Here is a 21,018-nt window from a genome sequence, read left to right on the forward strand (position 1 = left end):
CCGCTAGAAAATGCCCTGGTGCAACTCATCGTCACCAAACAGGCTGCGCGGCAACACCATGCCCCGACGGGCCAGACGATCGTAGAAGTTGGGCATCACGCCGGTCGGCTTGTGGCGCCCCAGCACCTTGCCTTCGGCGTCGATACCGGTGCGCTCGAAGGTAAAAATCTCCGACATGGTGATGGTTTCGCCTTCCATGCCGTGCACCTCCTGCATGCTCACCATACGGCGGGTGCCGTCTTCCTGCCGTTCCAGTTGTATGATCAGATCCAGTGCCGACGCCACCTGGGCCCGAATGTTCTTCACCGGCATGTCGAAACCGGTCATGGATACCATGTTTTCAAGCCGTCCCAGGGCGTCGCGCGGGGTATTGGCGTGAATGGTGGTCAAGGATCCTTCGTGACCGGTGTTCATGGCGGTCAACATGTCAAAGGCCTCGGCGCCCCGCACCTCCCCCACCACGATGCGATCGGGCCGCATACGCAGGGTGTTTTTCACCAGATCGCGCATGGCGACTTCTCCCTTGCCCTCTATGTTGGCGGGCCGGCTTTCCAGCTGTACCACATGAGGCTGCTGCAATTGCAGCTCGGCGGAGTCTTCCACCGTGATGATGCGCTGATTGGACGGAATAAAACCGGACAGTATATTGAGGAAGGTGGTTTTACCGGTACCGGTACCGCCCGAGATCAGAATATTGAGCTTGCCCTTGACCACCGCTTCCATTACCTGGGCGATGGGCGGGGTAATGGTGCCAAAGTCGATCAGCGTGTCTACCGCCAGCTTTTCTACGGTAAAGCGTCGAATCGACAGGGTCGGGCCGTTCAGCGCCAGCGGCGGTATGATGGCATTGACCCGGGAGCCGTCTTTCAGGCGGGCATCCACCATGGGCGACAGCTCGTCGATGCGCCGGCCCACGCTGGACACGATGCGCTCTATTACCCCCATCAGATGATCGTCGTCGGTAAAGGTGAGTGGCACCCGCTCTATGCGCCCCCGGCGTTCTACATAGATGCTTTTGGCGCCGTTGACCATGATATCCGCAATAGCCGGATCGGCCAGCAGTGGCTCCAAAGGGCCATGGCCCAGTATTTCGTCCAGCAGCTGACGAACAATTTTGTGGCGGGAGTCCACCGTGAGTGGCGTGGGCGAGTCTTGCATGACCTGAAAGCACAGCCGCTCTATCTGTTCGCTGGCCTGCTCGCGAGAAATGGTTTGCAGCATGGGCAAGTCCAGCATATCCATCAGCTTGCCATGCAGACGATGTTTATAGGCTTCTTCATCCGTATTGAGAATATAATCTTCCAGGTTCATCCTTGACCCCTTTTATTATTCAGTACTAAAGAAACAAGCTATTCAATGCCGGCCAAACCACCTTTTAAATAATCCGGGCCTGGCGGCCTGTTCTTCATCCTGTGGCGTAATGTCACCGACAATGTCGTTAAATACTTTGACCAGTTTGTGTTTCTTTTCTATTTCCACCACCAGCTTGCCCAAATCGGTGCAATTTTCCGCCATGGTGAAATCATTGAGCACCGTCAGAATATGCGTGACCTCTGTGGTCTGCTCTATTTTCTTTAAAGATAGGTCCTTTCTCTTGTCGTAACGGTTTATCAGCAAAATAATCCGGTTTTTCGGTATACCCAGTTCGTGTCGTAACCGTTTCAGCAGATACAGGGTTTCACGCAGGGCCGACAAAGACTGCTGCATCACCACCAGCACATGGTCGGCACATTCCAGCATGGGCACATTCCAGCTTTCGGGTCCGCGGGACAAGTCCACCACCACCTGCTGATACTGGCTACGCAACAGGTACATCAGCTGCGAGCAGTTTTTTGCCGTGGGCTGCAGTTGTTCCGCCAGTGCAACCGGTGCCGACGGCAGCACATCCAGCCGCTCACGGGCCGGACTGACCATGCCCGACAGGGCCATGGCATCCATTTCGGTGGCTCTTTCCATGCCGCCGGCCAGGCTGCCCTGCTTGTCTTTGACATTCAGGTAATCCGCCAGCGAGCCGTAATGCAGGTTGGCATCCACCAGCAGTGTCTTGTCGTCGTCATGGCGCCGACCAAGCGCATACCCCAGGTTGGCACAAATAAAGCTGGCGCCGGATCCGGGTTTGCCGTTGACCACCACGGTCACCGGTGCCAGCGTGGCACTAGCCGCCTGCTGGTCGGCCACCCGGGTCAGGGCCGACCACAGCTCGGCCGGCTGATAGTCGAAGGGCAAGAAGTCGACTGCCCCCAGCCGCATGGACCGGCGCATCAACGCCGTGTGACCCGGATCGCCCACCACGATCAATGGCAGCGTCGGCGCCTGCCGGCGTTCCAGTTCATCGTACACGGCGCCGATCATGGGGTGATCCACCAGCAGCAACAGCTGACGCCCCGGCCTGGGCAGAGGATCCTGCTCGGATAAACGGCGCAGCTGCAACTGGCTGGACTGAAGCTGGCTTTGCAGTTTAGTCCATAAACGACCGTCCGGATCCATCACGTTGACCTGCAACGGACAGGCCAGCGGCTGACGAGGTGATGAAATGCTTTCCAGTTCTACAATTTTGGCGTCTGTCATAGGCTGACTCCTCCGGTATCATCACAAATCGCATCGCCCTGCCGGGTTTTGCCTAGACTCTCGGCCCTCAGGGTGGATGAAAAATCCGGTGCCAACATGGACAAGTCGACGGTCAGCGGCAAAATCATCTGATATTGGTAGTTAACTATCTTGCTGCGCACATAGCGGATTTTATCGAAATCATCACTTTCCGGTTTAGCTAGTGCTGTTGTACTGGTACCGTCAAAGTAATCGAAATTCAGATTCTCTGGTATGAAGCCGGGTAACGTTCCCGCCAGCTGATTGACAACGGCATTTGTCACAGTGCCGTCCTGCACTTCCTGCACCCGGCAGACAGTAGCCAGCCGGGCTGCCCGACGCGAGACCTCGTTCAACACACTCCAGGTATACATAAGTCGGCCCACTTCCATCACCGCAAACAACACCAAAAAAACCACGGAGCCGACAATGGCAAATTCCACAGTCGTAGTACCCTGCTGCCGGTGGGTCTTGTACCCCGTGAGGCTACGGGAATATTTTCTCATTACAGCTCCCTCACTGTGATACTTGTTTTTAGCGGAAAACTCAGGGATAAACTATTACCAAAAAAAGTATTAAAGGTACTGCCAAATACCGGAGTCCAGTCGTAATCGACTCTCACCTGATAGTAAAAATCCCCACTATCAATCGGCAACTCAATATAGGTAAAGCTGATATCATCCGCAGCCAGACCGGGCAAAACTGGTTGGCTACTCCCAGTCTCTGAACCATAGAGTATCAAATTTTTAATCTTATCCTCTCTCTCATTGCGAGCAGTTATATCTGCATAATTATCAGAATCAAGGACAATATGGGATCCGGCTCTTACGACCTTGGTCAGGCTGTTATATTGATACAACATACGGCCAAACTCTCCAATAGCCAGCATCATCAAAAGTATGATGGGTAAGACAATGGTTGCCTCTACTGCGGCCAAGCCTTGTTGGTGCCTGGGGAGTTTAAAATTATATCTGTTCATCAGGAGTCACCATTATTCGAGTCTTTATACAAGACCAGCTTGAACGAGTTGCTTGCACCCGGATTGCTGCCACCCAAGCCACAGCCTGCTATTTTTTCGGCAACAATATACTGGCTACTGCCATTACCCGTTACCTTCTGATTGAGAAACATGCAGGCCACACCAACTACGGGTATGTCACAACGGCCGTTGCAACCAGGATCACAGTTTCCTACTGGCACCTTGACGATACGCCGGTCATCAATACATTTCCCGTCTGTTGAAGAGTTAATATCCACCGTATCAGTTCCTGAAAAATATTCCGGATAGCTCTGCAAGTGCTCTTTTTCATTAATCCCATCCCCATCGGCATCACCATCCTGAAGGCTGACATTTCCTGAGCCTGGAAGACCTGGATCACCAAAACCAAAGTCTTCATTATCAAAGGTAAGGGAGTCAGGAGCTGGCTGTTTACAGTCAGGATAAAATGCCTCTGAACCAGCCATAGTTGGTTGTTCGTCGGGAGCAGAAAGGGGCGAATTAAACTCGTTCAGACGGGTATTCAGCCCCAAGGCCGGCCCTGTCATATTACCCGGTTCGGTAGTTACATCCTGACCCACAACAACAATAGATTTATCCGTCAAGTCTCCGGCTAGCGCATTACGAAATACATTGGCGCCCGTTCCTTCCAGCGCCAGCCCCAGAAAGTTACCGCCACCCACCGGGGCTTTTTTATGATGGTTGGTTTTAATCACGATAACATCACCCTGCTCCGTTTCAGTCGACTCATTAAAACCAAAACTACCATCTCCCTCTATATCATCCGGATCTTTGGCACAAAGTAACAAGGGAATGACTTTGTTGTCTTCTGTATTGGAACCGACCTCGGGGCCCGCAACCGCCGATGAACTCACCTGCCAAGAATCAACCAGAAGTTGGGAAAAAAATTGGGTGACAGGCACTGTATCGAGCCTGACACGGATAAATCTGGCAGCTTCATCAGTAGTAGAAATAAAGGGAACTACCTCTTCGGAAAATTGTACCGTCACCGCCGCTGCCAGGTTATTGGTGTCGATATTGACCTGGCTGAAGCCATCACCGGCAAATACCGTCTGTAGGGTATTTAAAACTGCATCTCTTGCATCATCATGGGTATTGCCATCGGCTGGCTTTTTGGTCAGAGTCTTGGCCCCACTCAAGGCGGCCGAGTCCACCGCATCCTGTACCCGGGTCTTGTTCAGTAGCAAATAGCCGCCATCCAGGGCCAGGGCGGTGAAGCCGAGCAGCGTAAAGAGCGCTATCGTCACCAGGACGAGCACGGCGCCTTTCTGTTGCTTGCGGTGCGATAACGCTTTCATCATGTTTCTCCTGCTTATTATCGCCGAAAGTTAATCGCCGAAGTTAAGGGTTACCTGGGTTTTACCCTCACCGGGGGCTTCTGCCCCTTTCACGTATTTGTCGTGCAGCGATACCCCGTATTCGCCATTCAGGGTAAGGGCGGCAATTTTGCCGTCGTTACGCAGGCCTGCTTCGGGGTCCATAATCTGCAGCTCGTCCAGCTCCTGAACGTCGTTGCCCATGGCAAAATCGTAATATCGTTCGCCTGCACAACCGGTAACGGCACCGGTGGCCAGCATGATCAGTAGTATCCGTTTCATTGTGTGTCTCCTTGTCTGTACCGGCTGGTCATGCCTGCCATATCTTCTACTAAAGCGACTGACCATAGGTTTGCTCCATGCCACCTTCGGCTACCGCCTGGCTCATGCCGGTATTACCCTGCGACTGCACCATCGGCGTTTGATCGTCGGCCCGGTTGCGCAACGACATTTTACCCAGCAGGTAAAACTCGATATCGGTAGGTTCGATAAAACCATCGGTCGGCAGGCTGACCTGCTGTTTGTCGAACGGCCGTACCAGGCGGGGCGTTACCATGATCACCAGTTCGGACTCGCCCTTGGTGAAACTGCGGCTGGTAAACAGATTGCCGAGTACCGGAATGTCACCGGCGAAGGGCAGCTGCCTGACCGACTCGCGACTGTTTTCGCTGAGCAGGCCGGCGATGCTGATGGTCTGACCATCGCCCAGTTCAACCGTGGTGCCGGCACTGCGCTTGCTGAGGGCGGTTATATCCCCGAACAGGGGCACATTAGCCTGGTTGGCCACTACCGGCTCGCTGACCGACACATTGAGATTGAGGTTGATTTTGCCGCTGCTCAGCACCACAGGCGTAAACTTGAGCCCGACACCGAATTCCTTGAACTCCACCGCTACCCCGTCTTCGGTAGGAACCGGTACCGGGAACTCGCCACCGGACAGAAACTCGGCCGACTGACCGCTGATGGCGGTGATGCGCGGCTCGGCCAGCACCCGGGCCAGGCCGCGGGTTTTGGCCAGATCCAGCGCCACGTTAAACACGGTGTCGGCGCTGGCAAACTGGCCTACCAGGGTGTTGCTACCAAAGCTGGCCAACTGGCCCACGCTGTCACGCAATAACGAAAAACCCCAGTTACCGGAGCTTTCAAGCAGCTCGAACGCCGACTCCCAGCTGCGCGAGGTATCTCGCGCTACCTCGGCCACGGTCACCTCCAGCATCACCTGCTGGCCGCCACCCACGCTCATCATGTTCATCACCTCGGATCGGGCCACGCCTCCTTCGGCGGCCACCACATAACCCCGGCCCAGTTCATAAGCGGCGTTCAGCCGGTTCAAGTCCGACACTTCGCCACTCATGACCAGCTGACCCTGGGAGGTATGCACCTGAATCGGCTCGTTGGGCAAAAAACGATAGAGCCGTTCTTTCAGCCCCTGCAAATCGTGGCTGACCTCGATGTCGTATACCTGCATCAGGCCATCGTTCATGTCCCATACCATCAGGTTGGTATGGCCGAGCGACTTGCCCACCAGATACAGCTCGCGATCCTGCAATACCAGTACATCGGCAATGGCGGGGTTACCCACCGATACCCGGCTGGCGGGTCTATCCAGCATTAACGAACGGGATTTGTGAATGGGTAACTGCACTTCATTCCCTGCCTGCTGCAGGCTGCCCCCGGCCCATAGCAGGCCGGGCGACAGCAGCAGTGCTGCTAACATAGCGTTAAGCAGTGTTTTCATAGTGTCACCTCCATGTGAACCTTGTTTTTTTGTTGGTATTCAGCTTTTTACCGGCACCTGCTGCTGACTGGTACCCTTGATCAGATCAACCGACGATTGGCGAGGGCGAGCCCTGGGCTTAGGTGCCGCCGGCTCTGCCGCTACCGGAGAAGCAGACTCCGGCGAGAGCGCGGCTACTATGTCATTCAGATCCTGTTCGTCGTTGGGATTACGTAGCGCCAGCTGAATACGACCGTTGGAGCTGGCGTTGACCAGTTTCTCGGCCTGCTCGGGATCCACTTCCAGGGTAACGGCGCGCACCAGCTTGGGGCGATTTTCATCGGTATGCTGGGTTTGATCCACCGCCAGTACCTTGAGGTTTTTCAGCACGGTGCGGGTCATGTCACCCTCGGTAAACAGAATGTCGACTCTGTTGCCGGGCAACAGAAAACCCGCCACCCCGATAACGTCGTTCACCCTTACCGTAACCGCCCGCATGCCCGGCTCCAGCAACACCGACAGGGTGCTACCCTGCCCGATGGGCGTGAGTCGCTCCTTGCGCAACACGTCGCCTTTATAAAGGTTGTTTTTGGTCACCATGCCCTGGGTTTCTTCGAGGGTAATAATGGAACCGGGCGGCACCAGGCGGGCATCAATCTGCTTGAGTTGCACATGAATGGGATCGAGCTGCACGCCGGGGGCCAGGTCCACCGACGCCACCACCACCTGCGCCAGCTCGCTGCCCGCCCGTTCGGCCTCGCGGGCACTGGCGGCGCTTTGTTGTTCCAGCCAGTTATTGGCCATCCAGGCGGCACCCAGACCGAATATGACCGACAAAAATAAAAGCATTACGGTTCGTGTTTTCATAACCCCATCCTTAGGTTTACTGCAACCCTTTTAATTAACAGGCGGTTATTAATAAACAGCTATTAATCATCATCAACCAACTGTTATTAACCAGCCGTTATTAACCAGGTTGTGCTGAACAGTAAAAAAAGTATAGTCAGTGTACGCTATACATGCTCCAGGCTTTTTTCAGTATTTTTTCATCGAGCGGCTCACCGGCCTGGCCGTTGAAATGCATGATATCTCTGGCGATACCCAGAATATCGCGCGGGTAACAGGCGATAAGTGGTTTTCCGCTATTTTCATGCAGCTCGTTCACCATATAATCGAACAATGACTCGTTGGCGATCAGTTGATATTTTTCCAGGTTCATCAGCCAGATGTTTTTATATAATGCTGGCGACATGGCACCCAGTTCTATTTTGTAGCCCAGACGGCGTAAAAAGGCCTCGTCGGCAATGGTTTCCGGATCCAGGTTGGTGGAAAACACCAGTATCTGCTCGAAGGGAATATCGAAGTGCAGGCCATTGGGCAATGACAGAAAATCTCGCCGCTCTTCCATCGGTACTATCCAGCGGTTGAACAGCTCGTCGGCGGCAAAGCCCTGCCTTCCCAAGTCGTCAATCAGAAAGACGCCGTTATTGGCCTTCATCTGCAATGGCGCGCTGTATTGGCGGGACTGGCGGTCGAAGTGCACCTCCAGGGTATCCAGCTTGAGCTCGCCGCCCACCATGACCAGCGGCCGCTTGCAGGGCACATAACGGCCGTCCATGTCTTCGCCCTGGTCGTGCGTGGGGTCGTCGGCCCGCCAGTGATAGAGGGGATCGAATATGGGTATTATGGTGTTCTGCACCGCTATGGCGTGCGGCACGTAAATCGTTTCGTCGAACATCTTGTTGAAGCGATGACACAAAAAGCTTTTACCGGTGCCCGCATGGCCGTAAATAAGCAGCGGGCGGCGAGAGTTCAGCGCCGGCCCCAGGGTGTTGATCAGCTCCTGGCTGATCACCATGTCACCGAGCGCCTGCTCCAGCCGCTCGCGGCCAATGCTGCGCTCGCCCAGTGCCTGGCTCAGTACCAATTTATTGTATGCCTCCAATGGTATCGGCGCCGGGCCTATATAACCGTCGCGTCCGCTCAACTCCTGGGCCTCATACTGGCCCTTGGCGGTGAGTGCATAGCGAATAACATCGCCGGAACGCCCCGAGGCCCGCACCTCCACCTGTTGCAGCATTTTCAGCTCTTGCAGCAGGGGCTCTACCACGCTGCCACGCAGACACAGCCGATCGCTCAGGGCGGGTAATGACAGGGAACCTTCTTCCTGCAGGTGGCGCAGGGTCAGGCGCAGCAACAGCTCTTTCGACAGGCCGGTATCGGCCAGGGTTTTCGGTTTGGGCAGGTACATCCGTGTTACCTCCTATCTCTGTAAGCCGTAAGCCGTAGGGTCGACTTCAGTCGACCGAATTTCACCAAATTTCACCGAATTCCAACAAAATATCGCCATGCCGCTTCATGCCTTGGTAAATCATGGGCGAATAACGGTCGAATACTCTTACCTAAAATAAGTCGACCCTACTCCTTGATGTCCAGTCATGTTCAGGATACCAGGGTAAATATCTGGTACTTGTTGAGTACCACCGCCAGCATGGCACCCAGCGCCAGCGCGGGACCGTAAGGCACCTTTAACCCGGCCATTTCGCCCTCCACCGGTGCCAGGTATTTTTTGCTACCCAGAATATAACCATAGCGCATAAAGCTTTGTTTGAAGCCATCCCAGCCGACTTTATGAAAGGCATATACCAGCACCAGCGGCAGGCCTATCATCAGGCCATAGAGCAGGGATTCGAGAAACAGGGTCCAGCCGAGGAAGGCACCGATGCCCAGCGCCAGCTTGACATCACCGCCGGCCAGCAGCCGGAAAAAAAACAGCGGGAATAACAGGATAAAGGCATAGACCAGACCACTCAGGCTGAAGGCCAGGCCATCACCGAGAAAGCCATGATAAATCAATGCCAGTGGAATGAAGGGAAGTGTCAACCAGTTGGGAATTTTGTGACTGGTCAGATCCAGCCATGAAGCGACTGAAAGCATTACAAACAAGGGTAGCTGTTCCATAGCGTCACCATGCTCAATTGAATGTATAGGGCAGCCACACTGCCCTATTGGTCATTACTTTTCATTTAAGAAACACATTTAAATAATTATTAAATTAATTAATTTGATAATAAATTAAGTGCATGACGCGCCACTTGAGCCATTTTCAATAACACCACACAAACCATTAATCTCTGTCGTGACAGCCCCACCAAGATTTTCAAAAGCCACTACTACAGCCGATGCAACCAAAGCTCCTGCCACCGCATACTCTACCGTGGTCAGACCTTCTTCATCATTCAGCAGGCGATTCAGTTCTTTTAAGATAAACATAAAAATACCCTCGTTCCATCTTGAATATTTTCAATCGGAGATATTCCGATTTTCGTTTTAACGTTTAACCTTTCATGTTGCTGCTCATGTTTCTGTTCACGTTTCTTTCATGTCGGGACAGTGTCCGCTTACACAACCATAATGGCTGTTTAATACTCATATATACGGTTACCTCCTTGCCTAGCCGTTTATATGGTTATTCGCCTCCGAGCTATCCCCGGCCCCACTTCTTTATTCTTTCCTCACATCTATTCACATCTCTTCACATCATTTCGTCTTACACATTAGGTATAACCAAGGGAGAGGTTTTATTCAAAGTAAAAGCCCGTTTTTATTAATGCAACTTTTCGATAGTTTGATGATAATATGGCGTGAATTCATTCGAATTTATGTCATTGAACAAACGGCCAGGCAATAAAAACGGCCGGCAAACATGCCGGCCGTTTTTATTGGTAGATTTTGGCGCTAGTTTTTCTTTATCGTCACCCTCGCGAAGGCGGGGGTCCAGTGTCTTTGCAGGCGACCCTCAGCCTGACCATTCTGCGCCACAAGTTCTGGATTCCCGCCTTCGCGGGAATGACAAGAGAGGACGTGCGGGAATAACGACAGAACCACATTTGTTATGCCGCATTACTTACGCCTCATTAACAATCGGCACCGTCATTTTTCACCACTTTGCACATGGCATTGATATTTTCCCCAATCCCATCACCCAGGGCAGTAAAGGCCCCCACCAATGAGGCTGCGACCAGCGCCCCCGCTACCGCATATTCTACCGTGGTCAGGCCCTGTTCGTCGTGCCAGAGTTTTTTCAGCTCCTTGCTTAATCTTTCATTAAATAGCATCGCCTCTTCTCCCTTATAATCGCATCCATATAAATAACAAATTAAAGTGTAGAACTCTGGTCAGGCCTCATATGGCTTATATTGTCTCGTTTTTTCGATAAATATCTTCGGCAAAGACCAGGCGGCCCTGCTCTACCCAGGTGGTGAAATACACCAGAAACACCGGGGTCGGCGAGCGGGTGGGCAAGACCCGGGTTTGCTTGTATTCCGGTAAAGACCAGCCCAGGTTTTGCACCAGTTCGCCCGGCTCGGCCAGCCGCACACAGCCGTGGCTCAACGCCCTTTGCTGCTCGCCGAACAGCCGCTTGTCCGGCGTGTCGTGCAAGTAAATATTGAAGGGGTTGTTCATTTCAAACTTGAAGCGGCCCAGCGCATTGCCGGGCCCGGGTTGTTGCACCAGCCGCAGGCCGGCCGGGGGCTGCTGCCAGTTGATGGTGCCCGGATCCTGTTTGCCCGCTACACCCGGCAGCCAGACGCCAAAACCGTTGCGGCTTAAAAAGCCCCGGTCACGCTTTTGTGCCGGTAACAAGTCTTCACGAATGATGTTGGCGGTGGGGGTCCAGTCCGGATTGACTTTGAGCGCCTTGATATGAGTACCCAGCTCGGGCGTGGGCCAGTCGGGCCGCCCAACGATGACCTTCATGCTCAGGGTCGGTCGGGAGTGCTGGATCAGGGTCAGTCGATAGGCGGGAATATTCACCAGCACAAACCGCTCGGGGGCGGCGGGCGGCAATAACAGCCAGCGGCGCAGGTTATGGCGCAGCTCTTTGCGTAACTCGGCCGGTGAGCGATTCAGCATGGCACGGATATCGGCGGTAAGCCGGCCGTTCGGCTTCAGGCCATTGGCCCGTTGCAGGCTCTTGAGAATGTCACTCAGGCTGCGATCCAGCGCATCGGCGCGACCACGAGGTGGCGCAAGGGCATAACCCAGTTCGGTCAGCCGCTGGCGTAATGCAGGAATGGCCCTGTCCCGTTCACCGGGGCGCACTTCACCTCCGGGAGGCAGGGCCGTCATGCCGACGGCGTCATTCAGGGCGTGATAATGCTGCTTGAGCTGAAGATAGGCGGGGTAGTCCGGCAATTGGCGGCGCAGATAGGCGCTTAGCTCGCCGCTGCGCAAAGCCTGCTCGAAACCGGCCTCGGTGTGGTCGGGGGAAAGGGCATACTGGGCAAAACGGGCCCGGTTTGCCAGCACCCGGCGCCATTCCCGGCTGAGCCAGGCGTCCCGTTCGGCCGGCGACAACCCCGCTATGGCGGCCGGGTCGGGAACCAGCAAATCGACCAGCTGCCGACCGGCCTCATTCAGCTCGTTATCTCCGTTGTGCCACAACATCCGTTCTGCGGCTTGCAACGGCGACACCAACACCCATAACAGCACCATTAAACGCAACATCAGTACCCCTCCCTGGGACTGTGACGGCTTTAAGTATGGACAAAAAACCGGTTATTGCGGATAAAAATAAAACAGCAACAGGGTGAACAGGGCCGCGGCAACCAGCAGCAACAGGTAAATCTTGAGAAACTGCTGATGGCGCCGCCCCTTGAGGTGCACCAGGGTAAAGGCGGTCACCGCCAGCCCCAAAATGCCAAATGTACCCATGTGAAACCAAATACTGTGCGGCATCAGCCATTCGGTTCTCACGGCAATATCCTGATAACGCAGATAGCCGAACTGCTGCTCGGGGCGACCGTAATGAAACACCAGCAGCAACAGTATATACAGGCTCCAGCCGCCCAGGGTCATGGTTACCAGCAACTTTCCCAGCCAATCGGTGCCTTGTTTTGCCATGGCGCCCTCCGGTTCAACTTTTGCTTGAGTCCTGAGACTACAGAGGTAACATTAGCTTCCTTATCTATAGTCTATCGGCCTCGTGCCGATTTAGTTGAAGCTGGAGAGCGATTTCACATGACCCACGCATCCGTTACTGATGTGCTGGCGGGCAAATATCCTGTTGGCACCACCCTGACCGTAAAAGGGTGGATTCGTACTCGCCGTGACTCCAAGGCGGGTATCTCGTTTTTGGCAGTACACGATGGCAGCTGCTTCAATCCGGTGCAGGCCGTGGTACCCAATAACGTGGCGAATTATCAGAATGAAGTGGTGCGTCTGACCACCGGTTGCTCGGTGGAAGTCACCGGCACCGTAGCCGCCTCTCAGGGTCAGGGCCAGGACTTCGAGCTGCAGGCCACCGAGGTCAAGGTTATCGGTTGGGTCGATGATCCCGATACCTATCCGATGGCGGCCAAGCGCCACTCCATCGAGTACCTGCGCGAATACGCCCACCTGCGCCCGCGCACCAACATGATGGGCGCCGTTACCCGGGTGCGTAACTGCCTGGCTCAGGCCCTTCACCGCTTCTTTCACGAAAATGGTTACGCCTGGGTCGCCACCCCGCTGATTACCGCCTCCGACTGCGAAGGCGCCGGCGAGATGTTCCGGGTTTCCACCCTGGATCTGCAAAACCTGCCTCGCACCGACAAGGGCGATATCGACTTCGGCGAAGACTTTTTCGGCAAGGAAACCTTCCTCACCGTGTCCGGCCAGCTGAACGCCGAAGCCTACGCCTGCGCCATGAGCAAGATTTATACCTTTGGCCCGACCTTTCGCGCCGAAAATTCCAACACCAGCCGTCACCTGGCCGAGTTCTGGATGGTCGAGCCCGAGCTGGCCTTTGCCGATCTGGACGATGCCGCCCGCCTGGCGGAAGAGATGCTGAAGTATGTGTTCAACGCCGTGCTGACCGAGCGTATGGACGACATGGACTTTTTCGCCCAGCGTGTCGATAAAGACGCAATCACCCGGCTGCAGAGCTTTGTGGAGCAGGACTTCGCCCAGGTGGATTACACCGATGCGGTCGAGATACTGCAAAACTGCGGCAAGAAGTTCGAGTTTCCGGTGGCATGGGGCGTTGATTTGTCTTCCGAGCACGAGCGCTACCTGGCCGAAGAACACTTCAAGGCGCCGGTAGTGGTGAAGAACTATCCCAAGGACATCAAGTCTTTCTACATGAAGCTGAACCCGGACGGCAAAACCGTGGCCGCCATGGACGTGCTGGCCCCGGGCATCGGCGAGATCATCGGCGGCTCCCAGCGGGAAGAAGTGCTGGAAGTGCTGGACAGCCGCATGGAAGAAATGGGCCTGAATCCGGCAGACTACGGCTGGTATCGGGATCTGCGCCGTTACGGCACCGTGCCCCACTCCGGTTTTGGTCTGGGCTTCGAGCGTCTGGTGGCCTACGTGACCGGCATGGGTAACGTACGGGACGTGATCCCCTTCCCCCGCACCCCGCGCAACGCCGACTTCTGATTCTCGGACATTAAAATACGCGCAACAAAAAGCCCTGCACTGCAGGGCTTTTTTTGTGGTTTGCCGCAACCCCACCGGTGAATACACGCCAGCTGAAGCGGCGCCTTGTATCGTTTTTCGTAGGGTCGAATTTATTCGACCGGCGGTGTTGCACCCAGCCTGGATTCGACGCCTAGCTTGCCATCTGCAGCGCTAGGCTCCTCCCCCTGGCAGCGAAATAACAGGTATCGCTGCGGCTCATCGCCAGGGGGAGGCCGGGTGGGGGTGTCAATTTTGACCGAAGCACAGAAACCGCAGGCCTCAAACCGTAACCCCACCCCGCCCTCCCCTTGCCTTGCACCCCGCTGTTATTCTGTCGGTATCGCGCTAAAGGGGAGGGAGCAAACCGGCGCCATGCTCAGAGATCGGCGCCGAACTGCCCCTCCCCCTTGGAAGCGGAAATACAGGTATCGCCGCGGCTTATCGCCAGGGGGAGGCCGGGTGGGGGTGTCAATTTTGACCGAAGCACCAAAGCCGCAGGCTTCAAACAGAAACCCCTCCCCAAACCTACCCTTGCCCTGCACCCCGCTGTTATTCTGCCAAATTCGAGGTTAAGGGGAGGGAGCAAAACAGCGTCAAATGTGGGGCTCGCCTCACCCCTCACCCCTCACCCTTCACAAATCTTCACACCCCGAAGGCAAACTTCAATGCGAACATGGCCGCCAGTGCCCAGACCACGGGGCTGACTTCACCGGCACGGCCGGCCAGCAGCTTGACCGCCACAAAGCTGATAAAGCCGAAGGCGATGCCGTTGGCGATGGAAAAAGAGAACGGCATCATCACCAGCACCACCACGGCGGGCACCGCTTCGGTAATGTCATCCCAGTGCAGGTGAATCAGCTGGCCCAGCATCAGCACCGCCACATACACCAGGGCACCGGCGGTGGCGTAGGCCGGCACCATACCCGCCAGCGGCGAGAACAACAGGGCGGCAATAAACATCAGGCCGGTGACCACGGCGGTGAGGCCGCTGCGCCCGCCCACCGAGACCCCGGCGGTACTTTCCACATAGGAGGTGGTGGTCGAGGTGCCGAGCACCGAGCCGGCGATAGAGGCGGTACTGTCGGCCAATAGCGCACGACCCAGTCGCGGCAGCCGCCCCTTTTCATCCAGCAGTTTGGCGCGCTGGGCCACGGCGATCAGGGTGCCGGAGGTGTCGAACAGGTCGACGAACAGGAAGGCAAAAATCACCGACAACATGCCGATGTTGAAGGCGCCGGCAATATCCAGCTGCATCAAGGTCGGCATGACGGACGGCGGCGCGGAAACGATGCCCTGATACTGAATGTCGCCGAAGGCCACGCCCAGCCCGGTGATGATCAGAATACCGATCATCACGGCGCCGCGCATGCCACGGGCCGCCATGCCGATGATCAGGAAAAAGCCCAGGGTCGCCAGGCCCACCTGCAGGCTGGTGACATCACCCAGCCCCACCAGGGTGGCCGGGTTATCGACGATGATACCGGCATTTTTAAGACCGATAAGTGCCAGAAACAGACCGATACCGGCGGCAATGCCGATTTTCAGCGGGCCGGGAATGGAGTTGATGATCCATGCGCGCACCTTGAACAGGCTCAGCAGCACGAAGATACAGCCGGAGAAGAACACGGCGCCCAGGGCGCTCTGCCAGCTGTAGCCTTCGGTCAGCACCACCGTGTAGGTGAAAAAGGCATTCAGACCCATGCCCGGTGCCAGGGCGATGGGGTAGTTGGCCAACAGCCCCATGATAAAACAGCCGATGGCTGCCGCCAGACAGGTCGCCACGAACACGGCGCCATAATCCATGCCCGCCTCGGACAGAATCGCCGGATTGACGAAGATGATATAGGCCATGGTCAGGAAGGTGGTAATGCCTGCCACCACTTCCTGGCGCACATTGGTACCCAGTTCCTTCAGGTGAAAATATTTGTCTAGCATAGGGGGATCTACTGTATGAATAAGAGAACCTGAAATTATCGATGTAAAAGACCCCTTTGGCAATCACACGCCCCTGCAGGGCAGCCGTCAACCGCCAATAAACCGGCCCCATACGCCCCTCAACCTTGCTCTATATTGACCACGATCAACTATCCTTTTCGTCATCGCTGTTAGTCTGTAGTCTCTGCTTATCGCATGCCGTTCTTAATGCGAAACAGGCAATACCTTCGAGTATTACGCTCACGAGCGGAACACCGGCTCCGGAACGTCAAGGGACATCACCATGAACAAGACTCCTTCCACTCCAGCCCACTCCCGTCGTCGGGAATGGCTGACTTTTCTGTTGATTACCGCGGTTTTCTTCCCCCTGCTCAGCGTGATGACGGTGGGCGGGTACGGCTTTATTGTCTGGATGCTGCAGATCTTTTTCGGTCCACCCGGGCACGGTGCCTGATCCCAATGTCCCTTCGACCCTGACGCGAGAATCGCCATGCTGACCTTATTGAAAAAAATCTGGAATACCCTCAAGCGCCCCCCGGTGCATATCAGCCTGGGCGTGCTGACCCTGGGCGGCTTTGTGGCCGGCGTCATTTTCTGGGGCGGTTTCAACACCGCGCTGGAAGTCACCAATACCGAAGAATTCTGTATCGGCTGTCATGAAATGGAGAACAACGTCTATCAGGAGCTGCAGGAAACCATTCACTGGTCCAACCGCTCCGGCGTACGCGCAACCTGCCCCGACTGCCATGTGCCGCACAACTGGACCAACAAGATTGCCCGCAAGATGCAGGCCAGCAAGGAAGTCTGGGGCAAGGTGTTCGGCACCATCGACACCCGGGAAAAGTTCCTCGATAAACGGCTGGAACTGGCCCAGCACGAATGGGCCCGTTTCTCGGCCAACGGCTCGCTGGAATGCCGTAACTGTCACGATTACAACAGCATGAACTGGGACGTGATGTCCGACAAGGCCAGGCGTTTCATGAAGCCCGCCGCCGAGCGCGACCAGAGCTGTCTCGATTGCCACAAGGGCATTGCCCACCAGCTGCCGGAGCAGATGACCTTCAAGGATCCGGCGCTCGACCAGCTGGAACAGCGTGCCCAGGGGCTGAGCCCGGATGAAGGCGGCAGCTACTACACCGTGAAGGCGGTCACCCTGTATCTGGATCCCGAACTGACCCAGGAAGCCGGTGAGCTGGAAGCGGCCAGCCCGGTCAAACTGCTGGAAGAAAACGGCGACAGCGTCAAGCTGCTGGTACCAGCCTGGCGCAAGACCCGTGGTTTTGGCCGGGTGCTGTATGAAGACTTCGGCATGAACATCACCAGCCTGGTACTGGAAAAAGAAATAGCCCAGGACGAAAGTCTGGTGCAGTTAGTCAGTGAAGCCAGGGTCGACGAGATGACCGGCCTGCCCTGGGAACAGGTAGAAGTGGCCCTGTGGACCCAGCCCGGCGCCCTGCTGCCGGAAGCCGAAGACATCTGGGGCTATGCCCGGGATACCTATCGCAGCGCTTGCAGCGTGTGTCACTCCCAACCGGCCGAAGCACACTTTGACGCCAATACCTGGCCGGGCATGTTTGCCGGTATGGTCGGCTTCACCAACATGGATGCCGATACCCAGGCGCTGGTGCTCAAGTACCTGCAGAAACATTCGTCCGACTATTCCGACGGCGCACACTGATCACGAGTTGACGAGGCAAAGAATATGGCAATTTCACGCAGACATTTTCTCAAGGGACTGGCCGCCAGCTCGGCCGCCGCCCTGATCGGTCAAAGCCTGCTGGTGCGCACCGCCGAAGCGGCGGTGACCGCCGAGGGCAGCTGGAAGATGGCCGGCTCTCACTGGGGCGCCTTCAAGGCACTGGTGAAGGGCGGCGTGGTCAGCGAGGTCAAGGCCTTTGAGCTCGACAAGCACCCCACCGACATGCTGAACGGTATCAAGGGGCTGATTTACAACCCTTCCCGTATCCGTTACCCCATGGCGCGGCTTGACTGGCTGAAAAACCGCGAGAACAGCGATCGCACTCAAAGAGGCGACAACCGCTTTGTGCGCCTGACCTGGGACGAGGCGCTGGATCTGTTCCATGAAGAGCTGGAACGCACTCAAACTCAATACGGCCCCTGGGCGCTGTATGCCGGCGCCACCGGCTGGCGCCAGACCGGCCAGTTCCACAGTTGCGGCAGTCACATGCAGCGGGGGGTCAACCTGCACGGCAACTTCGTCAGCAAGGTCGGCGACTACTCCACCGGTGCCGGCCAGGTGATCATGCCCTATGTGCTGGGCTCTACCGAGGTGTACGATCAGGGCACCTCCTGGCCGCTGATCCTGGAGCACACCAAGACCCTGGTGCTGTGGGCCAACGATCCGTTCAAGAACCTGCAGGTCGGCTGGAACTGCGAAACCCACCAGTCCTACGGCTACCTGGAACAGCTCAAAGCCAAAATCGCCGACGGCAGCATCAAGGTGGTCAGCGTCGATCCGGTACAAACCAAGACCCAGGCCTACCTGGGCTGCGAGCAGCTCTATATCAACCCCCAGAGCGACGTGGCCTTCATGCTGGCCATCGCCCATACCCTGTACAAGGAAGAACTGTACGATAAAAGCTTCCTCGGTACCTACACCCTGGGTTTCGAGCCCTTTATCGACTATGTGCTGGGCAAGACCGAAGACAAGGTGGAAAGAACCCCCGAATGGGCGGCGGCCATCTGCGGCATCGAGGCCGACCGCATTCGCGAATTCGCCCGCCAGCTGGCGAGTGATCGCACCCAGCTGATGTTTGGCTGGGCCATTCAGCGCCAGCAGCATGGCGAGCAGCCTTACTGGGCCGGTGCCGTAATAGCGGCCATGCTGGGCCAGATTGGCCTGCCCGGCGGCGGCATCAGCTATGCCCACCACTACAGCTCCATCGGCGTACCGGCCACCGGCGCCAGCGCCCCGGGCGGCTTTCCCCGCAACCTGGATCCGGGCAAGAAACCGTTGCACGACAACAACGACTTCAAGGGCGCCAGCCGCATCATTCCGGTGGCTCGCTGGATCGACTGTTTGCTCGAGCCGGGCGGCAAAATCCAGTACAACGGCGGTGACGTCACCTTCCCCGATGTGAAAATGTGTATCTTCAGTGGCTGTAACCCCTGGCACCATCACCAGGATCACAACCGCATGAAGCAGGCGTTCCGCAAACTGGAAACCGTGGTCACCATCGATTACTCCTGGAACGCCACCTGCCGCTTCTCGGATCTGGTGCTGCCGGCCTGTACCCAGTTCGAGCGCAACGACATCGACATCTATGGCTCCTACGCCAAGCGTGGCCTGCTGGCCATGCACAAGCTGGTGGACCCGCTGTTCCATTCCCGCAGCGACTTCGATATTTTCACCGGTCTGTGCCGCCGTTTCGGCCGCCATGAGGAATACACTCAAGGCAAGGACGAGCGCCAGTGGCTGGCCCAGCTGTACAACGAATGCAAGGCCGCCAACGACGGCAGCTACCCCATGCCCGAGTTCGACGAGTTCTGGGAACAGGGCTACGTGGACTTCGGCGAAGGCAGCACCTGGGTGCGCCATGCGGATTTTCGGGAAGACCCGGAAGTCAACGCCGTGGGCACGCCCTCCGGCTTTATCGAGATCAGCAGCCGCAAGATCGGCAACTACGGCTACGAAGACTGCAAGTCCCACCCGATATGGATGGAAAAGACCGAGCGTTCTCATGGTGGTCCGGGCTCGGACCAGTACCCGCTGTGGCTGCAATCGGTGCACCCGGATCAACGACTGCATTCCCAGATGTGCGAGTCCGACGAATATCGCGCCACCTATGCGGTACAGGGCCGGGAGCCGGTCTACCTGAGCCCCGCCGACGCCGAGGCGCGCGGCATCAGTGACGGCGATCTGGTGCGGGTATTCAATGGCCGGGGCCAGCTGCTGGCCGGCGCCCGGGTGTCGGATCGTTTTCCGTCCGGGGTGATCCGTATTCACGAAGGCGCCTGGTACGGCCCGACCGATGCCGGTATCGGCGCGCTCGACACCTATGGCGATCCCAACACCCTGACCCTGGATGTGGGCACCTCCAGACTGGCCCAGGCCCCCAGCGCCAACACCTGTCTGGTGGAAATCGAGAAATTCACCGGCACAGTGCCGGCGGTGACGTCCTTTGGTGGTCCTGACATGGTGGAAATTTGATGACACACAACACCGCGGCAGGCGACAGCCTGCCCCTCTCGGCAACCGAATACTGGCAGCAGCAGGCGTTGCTGTGCCAGTGGTTTGCCACCCTGCTGTCGAAAGAGCTGAACGAGGCCGAGCTGCAAGCCTACCAGGCCGGCGACGCCAACCCCCTGCTGGATGAACTGGCCCTGCAGCCGGCGCTGTCCGAACCGGCCAAACGACTGCGTCAGGCCATCAATACCCTGGCATTGCTGGAACACCCCAGGCTGGAGCTGGCCGCCGACTTCGCCGGCCTGTTTCTGAGCGACGCTCGCCACAGCCCTGCGCCTTATGCCTCGCTGTATCAGGACAAGGGCACCTTCAATGGCCCTGCCGCCCAGCGCATGCAGCAGCGGCTGGCGGCGGCGGGTTATGCGGTGGATGGCGACTTCAAAGAGCCGCCGGATCACCTGGCGGTGATGCTGGATTATCTGGCCGAAGGCTATCGCCGCCTGGCACTTGCGCCTTCGCCCGAGGCCGAAGCCGACCTCAAGCTGTTCGTACACCAGGAGCTGGCCGGCTGGCTGCCCGAGCTGAGCCGTCGCGCTAACCACACCGGCACCGCCAGCGACGTCTATCCGGCGCTGCTGGCTCTGGTGACGGCCTTTTGCCAGCAGCCCTGAATTCGCCCCCCCTCCCTCATTAAAAGCTTCTTTATCGTCACCCTCGCGAAAGCGGGGGTATCGTCACCTCGCGAAGGCGGGATATCGTCACCCTCGCGAAGGCGGGGGTCTAGGGGGCGTTCTCAATCATTGTAAAATCCTGCCGATAGTAAGTGCATCATGGATCTGAAGAGAGTGAAACG

20 protein-coding genes are annotated in these 21,018 nt (G+C 56.7%); 5 read left to right on the forward strand and 15 right to left on the reverse strand.

All coding sequences use genetic code 11. The annotated features are described in order from the left end of the window. Window positions 1–3: 3 nt before the first annotated feature. From ABD827_RS17540 to ABD827_RS17605, 14 genes are all read right to left on the reverse strand, one after another. Complete coding sequence (locus ABD827_RS17540; RefSeq protein WP_344965988.1) at window positions 4–1,311, reverse strand: TadA family conjugal transfer-associated ATPase; 1,308 nt, start codon at window positions 1,309–1,311, stop codon at window positions 4–6. Between the two features lie 42 nt (window positions 1,312–1,353). Next, a complete protein-coding gene (locus tag ABD827_RS17545; protein ID WP_344965990.1) occupies window positions 1,354–2,568 on the reverse strand; it encodes a CpaE/TadZ family protein in 1,215 nt (404 codons plus the stop codon). Beyond that, window positions 2,565–3,092, reverse strand: coding sequence for a TadE/TadG family type IV pilus assembly protein (locus ABD827_RS17550; RefSeq protein WP_344965991.1), 528 nt, complete (start codon window positions 3,090–3,092; stop codon window positions 2,565–2,567). Before ABD827_RS17550 ends, ABD827_RS17545 begins: the two co-directional genes overlap by 4 nt. After that, on the reverse strand, window positions 3,092–3,565 hold the full coding sequence (locus ABD827_RS17555; RefSeq protein ID WP_344965992.1) for a TadE family protein: 474 nt from the start codon (window positions 3,563–3,565) through the stop codon (window positions 3,092–3,094). Before ABD827_RS17555 ends, ABD827_RS17550 begins: the two co-directional genes overlap by 1 nt. Next, window positions 3,565–4,905 (reverse strand): pilus assembly protein TadG-related protein, encoded by a 1,341-nt coding sequence (locus ABD827_RS17560; RefSeq protein ID WP_344965993.1) that lies wholly within the window; start codon window positions 4,903–4,905, stop codon window positions 3,565–3,567. Before ABD827_RS17560 ends, ABD827_RS17555 begins: the two co-directional genes overlap by 1 nt. A gap of 27 nt (window positions 4,906–4,932) precedes the next feature. Then, on the reverse strand, window positions 4,933–5,202 hold the full coding sequence (locus tag ABD827_RS17565; protein WP_344965994.1) for an addiction module component: 270 nt from the start codon (window positions 5,200–5,202) through the stop codon (window positions 4,933–4,935). A 49-nt stretch (window positions 5,203–5,251) separates the two neighbouring features. Beyond that, entirely contained in the window at window positions 5,252–6,658 is a 1,407-nt protein-coding gene (locus tag ABD827_RS17570; protein WP_344965995.1) for a type II and III secretion system protein family protein, read from the reverse strand. 39 nt (window positions 6,659–6,697) lie between these two features. Then, the gene (gene cpaB / locus ABD827_RS17575) at window positions 6,698–7,504 is read right to left on the reverse strand and encodes a Flp pilus assembly protein CpaB (RefSeq protein ID WP_344965996.1); all 807 of its coding nucleotides are present in this window, start codon (window positions 7,502–7,504) and stop codon (window positions 6,698–6,700) included. A gap of 136 nt (window positions 7,505–7,640) precedes the next feature. Further along, window positions 7,641–8,888: an AAA family ATPase gene (locus ABD827_RS17580; RefSeq protein ID WP_344965997.1), complete on the reverse strand. Its 1,248-nt coding sequence runs from the start codon at window positions 8,886–8,888 to the stop codon at window positions 7,641–7,643. Window positions 8,889–9,079: 191 nt separating this feature from the next. Beyond that, a complete protein-coding gene (locus ABD827_RS17585) occupies window positions 9,080–9,598 on the reverse strand; it encodes an A24 family peptidase (RefSeq protein WP_344965999.1) in 519 nt (172 codons plus the stop codon). A 114-nt stretch (window positions 9,599–9,712) separates the two neighbouring features. Further along, on the reverse strand, window positions 9,713–9,910 hold the full coding sequence (locus ABD827_RS17590; RefSeq protein ID WP_344966000.1) for a pilus assembly protein: 198 nt from the start codon (window positions 9,908–9,910) through the stop codon (window positions 9,713–9,715). A gap of 644 nt (window positions 9,911–10,554) precedes the next feature. Beyond that, window positions 10,555–10,755, reverse strand: a complete 201-nt coding sequence (locus ABD827_RS17595) for a Flp family type IVb pilin (RefSeq protein WP_344966001.1) — start codon at window positions 10,753–10,755, stop codon at window positions 10,555–10,557. 76 nt (window positions 10,756–10,831) lie between these two features. Continuing rightward, on the reverse strand, window positions 10,832–12,148 hold the full coding sequence (locus ABD827_RS17600; RefSeq protein ID WP_344966002.1) for a L,D-transpeptidase family protein: 1,317 nt from the start codon (window positions 12,146–12,148) through the stop codon (window positions 10,832–10,834). Window positions 12,149–12,199: 51 nt separating this feature from the next. Then, on the reverse strand, window positions 12,200–12,544 hold the full coding sequence (locus tag ABD827_RS17605; protein ID WP_298722350.1) for a hypothetical protein: 345 nt from the start codon (window positions 12,542–12,544) through the stop codon (window positions 12,200–12,202). A gap of 117 nt (window positions 12,545–12,661) precedes the next feature. On the opposite strand from ABD827_RS17605, the gene asnS reads away from it, so the two are divergent. Then, window positions 12,662–14,062: an asparagine--tRNA ligase gene (gene asnS, locus ABD827_RS17610; protein WP_344966003.1), complete on the forward strand. Its 1,401-nt coding sequence runs from the start codon at window positions 12,662–12,664 to the stop codon at window positions 14,060–14,062. Between the two features lie 663 nt (window positions 14,063–14,725). On the opposite strand, the gene ABD827_RS17615 is transcribed toward asnS, so the two are convergent. Then, window positions 14,726–16,018: an NCS2 family permease gene (locus ABD827_RS17615; protein ID WP_344966004.1), complete on the reverse strand. Its 1,293-nt coding sequence runs from the start codon at window positions 16,016–16,018 to the stop codon at window positions 14,726–14,728. Window positions 16,019–16,301: 283 nt separating this feature from the next. On the opposite strand from ABD827_RS17615, the gene napE reads away from it, so the two are divergent. Genes napE through torD form a run of 4 tightly spaced genes read left to right on the forward strand, consistent with a single transcriptional unit; the run spans window position 16,302 to window position 20,836 of the window. Beyond that, the gene (gene napE / locus ABD827_RS17620) at window positions 16,302–16,472 is read left to right on the forward strand and encodes a periplasmic nitrate reductase, NapE protein (protein WP_344966005.1); all 171 of its coding nucleotides are present in this window, start codon (window positions 16,302–16,304) and stop codon (window positions 16,470–16,472) included. A gap of 36 nt (window positions 16,473–16,508) precedes the next feature. Beyond that, a complete protein-coding gene (gene torC / locus ABD827_RS17625) occupies window positions 16,509–17,696 on the forward strand; it encodes a pentaheme c-type cytochrome TorC (RefSeq protein WP_344966006.1) in 1,188 nt (395 codons plus the stop codon). A 24-nt stretch (window positions 17,697–17,720) separates the two neighbouring features. Next, the gene (gene torA, locus ABD827_RS17630) at window positions 17,721–20,189 is read left to right on the forward strand and encodes a trimethylamine-N-oxide reductase TorA (protein ID WP_344966007.1); all 2,469 of its coding nucleotides are present in this window, start codon (window positions 17,721–17,723) and stop codon (window positions 20,187–20,189) included. Next, on the forward strand, window positions 20,189–20,836 hold the full coding sequence (torD, locus tag ABD827_RS17635; protein ID WP_344966008.1) for a molecular chaperone TorD: 648 nt from the start codon (window positions 20,189–20,191) through the stop codon (window positions 20,834–20,836). The genes torA and torD overlap by 1 nt, the downstream gene beginning before the upstream one ends. The last annotated feature ends 182 nt before the right edge of the window (window positions 20,837–21,018 follow it).

Source organism: Oceanisphaera sediminis, from assembly GCF_039539745.1.
GTDB classification, from domain to species: Bacteria; Pseudomonadota; Gammaproteobacteria; order Enterobacterales; family Aeromonadaceae; genus Oceanimonas; species Oceanimonas sediminis.

What these genes read in the sequence shown, in the direction of transcription:
- ABD827_RS17540 (WP_344965988.1), bottom strand. Translation starts at nt 1,311, where the DNA reads ATGAACCTGGAAGATTATATTCTCAATACGGATGAAGAAGCCTATAAA.
- ABD827_RS17545 (WP_344965990.1), bottom strand. Translation starts at nt 2,568, where the DNA reads ATGACAGACGCCAAAATTGTAGAACTGGAAAGCATTTCATCACCTCGT.
- ABD827_RS17550 (WP_344965991.1), bottom strand. Translation starts at nt 3,092, where the DNA reads ATGAGAAAATATTCCCGTAGCCTCACGGGGTACAAGACCCACCGGCAG.
- ABD827_RS17555 (WP_344965992.1), bottom strand. Translation starts at nt 3,565, where the DNA reads ATGAACAGATATAATTTTAAACTCCCCAGGCACCAACAAGGCTTGGCC.
- ABD827_RS17560 (WP_344965993.1), bottom strand. Translation starts at nt 4,905, where the DNA reads ATGATGAAAGCGTTATCGCACCGCAAGCAACAGAAAGGCGCCGTGCTC.
- ABD827_RS17565 (WP_344965994.1), bottom strand. Translation starts at nt 5,202, where the DNA reads ATGAAACGGATACTACTGATCATGCTGGCCACCGGTGCCGTTACCGGT.
- ABD827_RS17570 (WP_344965995.1), bottom strand. Translation starts at nt 6,658, where the DNA reads ATGAAAACACTGCTTAACGCTATGTTAGCAGCACTGCTGCTGTCGCCC.
- cpaB (WP_344965996.1), bottom strand. Translation starts at nt 7,504, where the DNA reads ATGAAAACACGAACCGTAATGCTTTTATTTTTGTCGGTCATATTCGGT.
- ABD827_RS17580 (WP_344965997.1), bottom strand. Translation starts at nt 8,888, where the DNA reads ATGTACCTGCCCAAACCGAAAACCCTGGCCGATACCGGCCTGTCGAAA.
- ABD827_RS17585 (WP_344965999.1), bottom strand. Translation starts at nt 9,598, where the DNA reads ATGGAACAGCTACCCTTGTTTGTAATGCTTTCAGTCGCTTCATGGCTG.
- ABD827_RS17590 (WP_344966000.1), bottom strand. Translation starts at nt 9,910, where the DNA reads ATGTTTATCTTAAAAGAACTGAATCGCCTGCTGAATGATGAAGAAGGT.
- ABD827_RS17595 (WP_344966001.1), bottom strand. Translation starts at nt 10,755, where the DNA reads ATGCTATTTAATGAAAGATTAAGCAAGGAGCTGAAAAAACTCTGGCAC.
- ABD827_RS17600 (WP_344966002.1), bottom strand. Translation starts at nt 12,148, where the DNA reads ATGTTGCGTTTAATGGTGCTGTTATGGGTGTTGGTGTCGCCGTTGCAA.
- ABD827_RS17605 (WP_298722350.1), bottom strand. Translation starts at nt 12,544, where the DNA reads ATGGCAAAACAAGGCACCGATTGGCTGGGAAAGTTGCTGGTAACCATG.
- asnS (WP_344966003.1), top strand. Translation starts at nt 12,662, where the DNA reads ATGACCCACGCATCCGTTACTGATGTGCTGGCGGGCAAATATCCTGTT.
- ABD827_RS17615 (WP_344966004.1), bottom strand. Translation starts at nt 16,018, where the DNA reads ATGCTAGACAAATATTTTCACCTGAAGGAACTGGGTACCAATGTGCGC.
- napE (WP_344966005.1), top strand. Translation starts at nt 16,302, where the DNA reads ATGAACAAGACTCCTTCCACTCCAGCCCACTCCCGTCGTCGGGAATGG.
- torC (WP_344966006.1), top strand. Translation starts at nt 16,509, where the DNA reads ATGCTGACCTTATTGAAAAAAATCTGGAATACCCTCAAGCGCCCCCCG.
- torA (WP_344966007.1), top strand. Translation starts at nt 17,721, where the DNA reads ATGGCAATTTCACGCAGACATTTTCTCAAGGGACTGGCCGCCAGCTCG.
- torD (WP_344966008.1), top strand. Translation starts at nt 20,189, where the DNA reads ATGACACACAACACCGCGGCAGGCGACAGCCTGCCCCTCTCGGCAACC.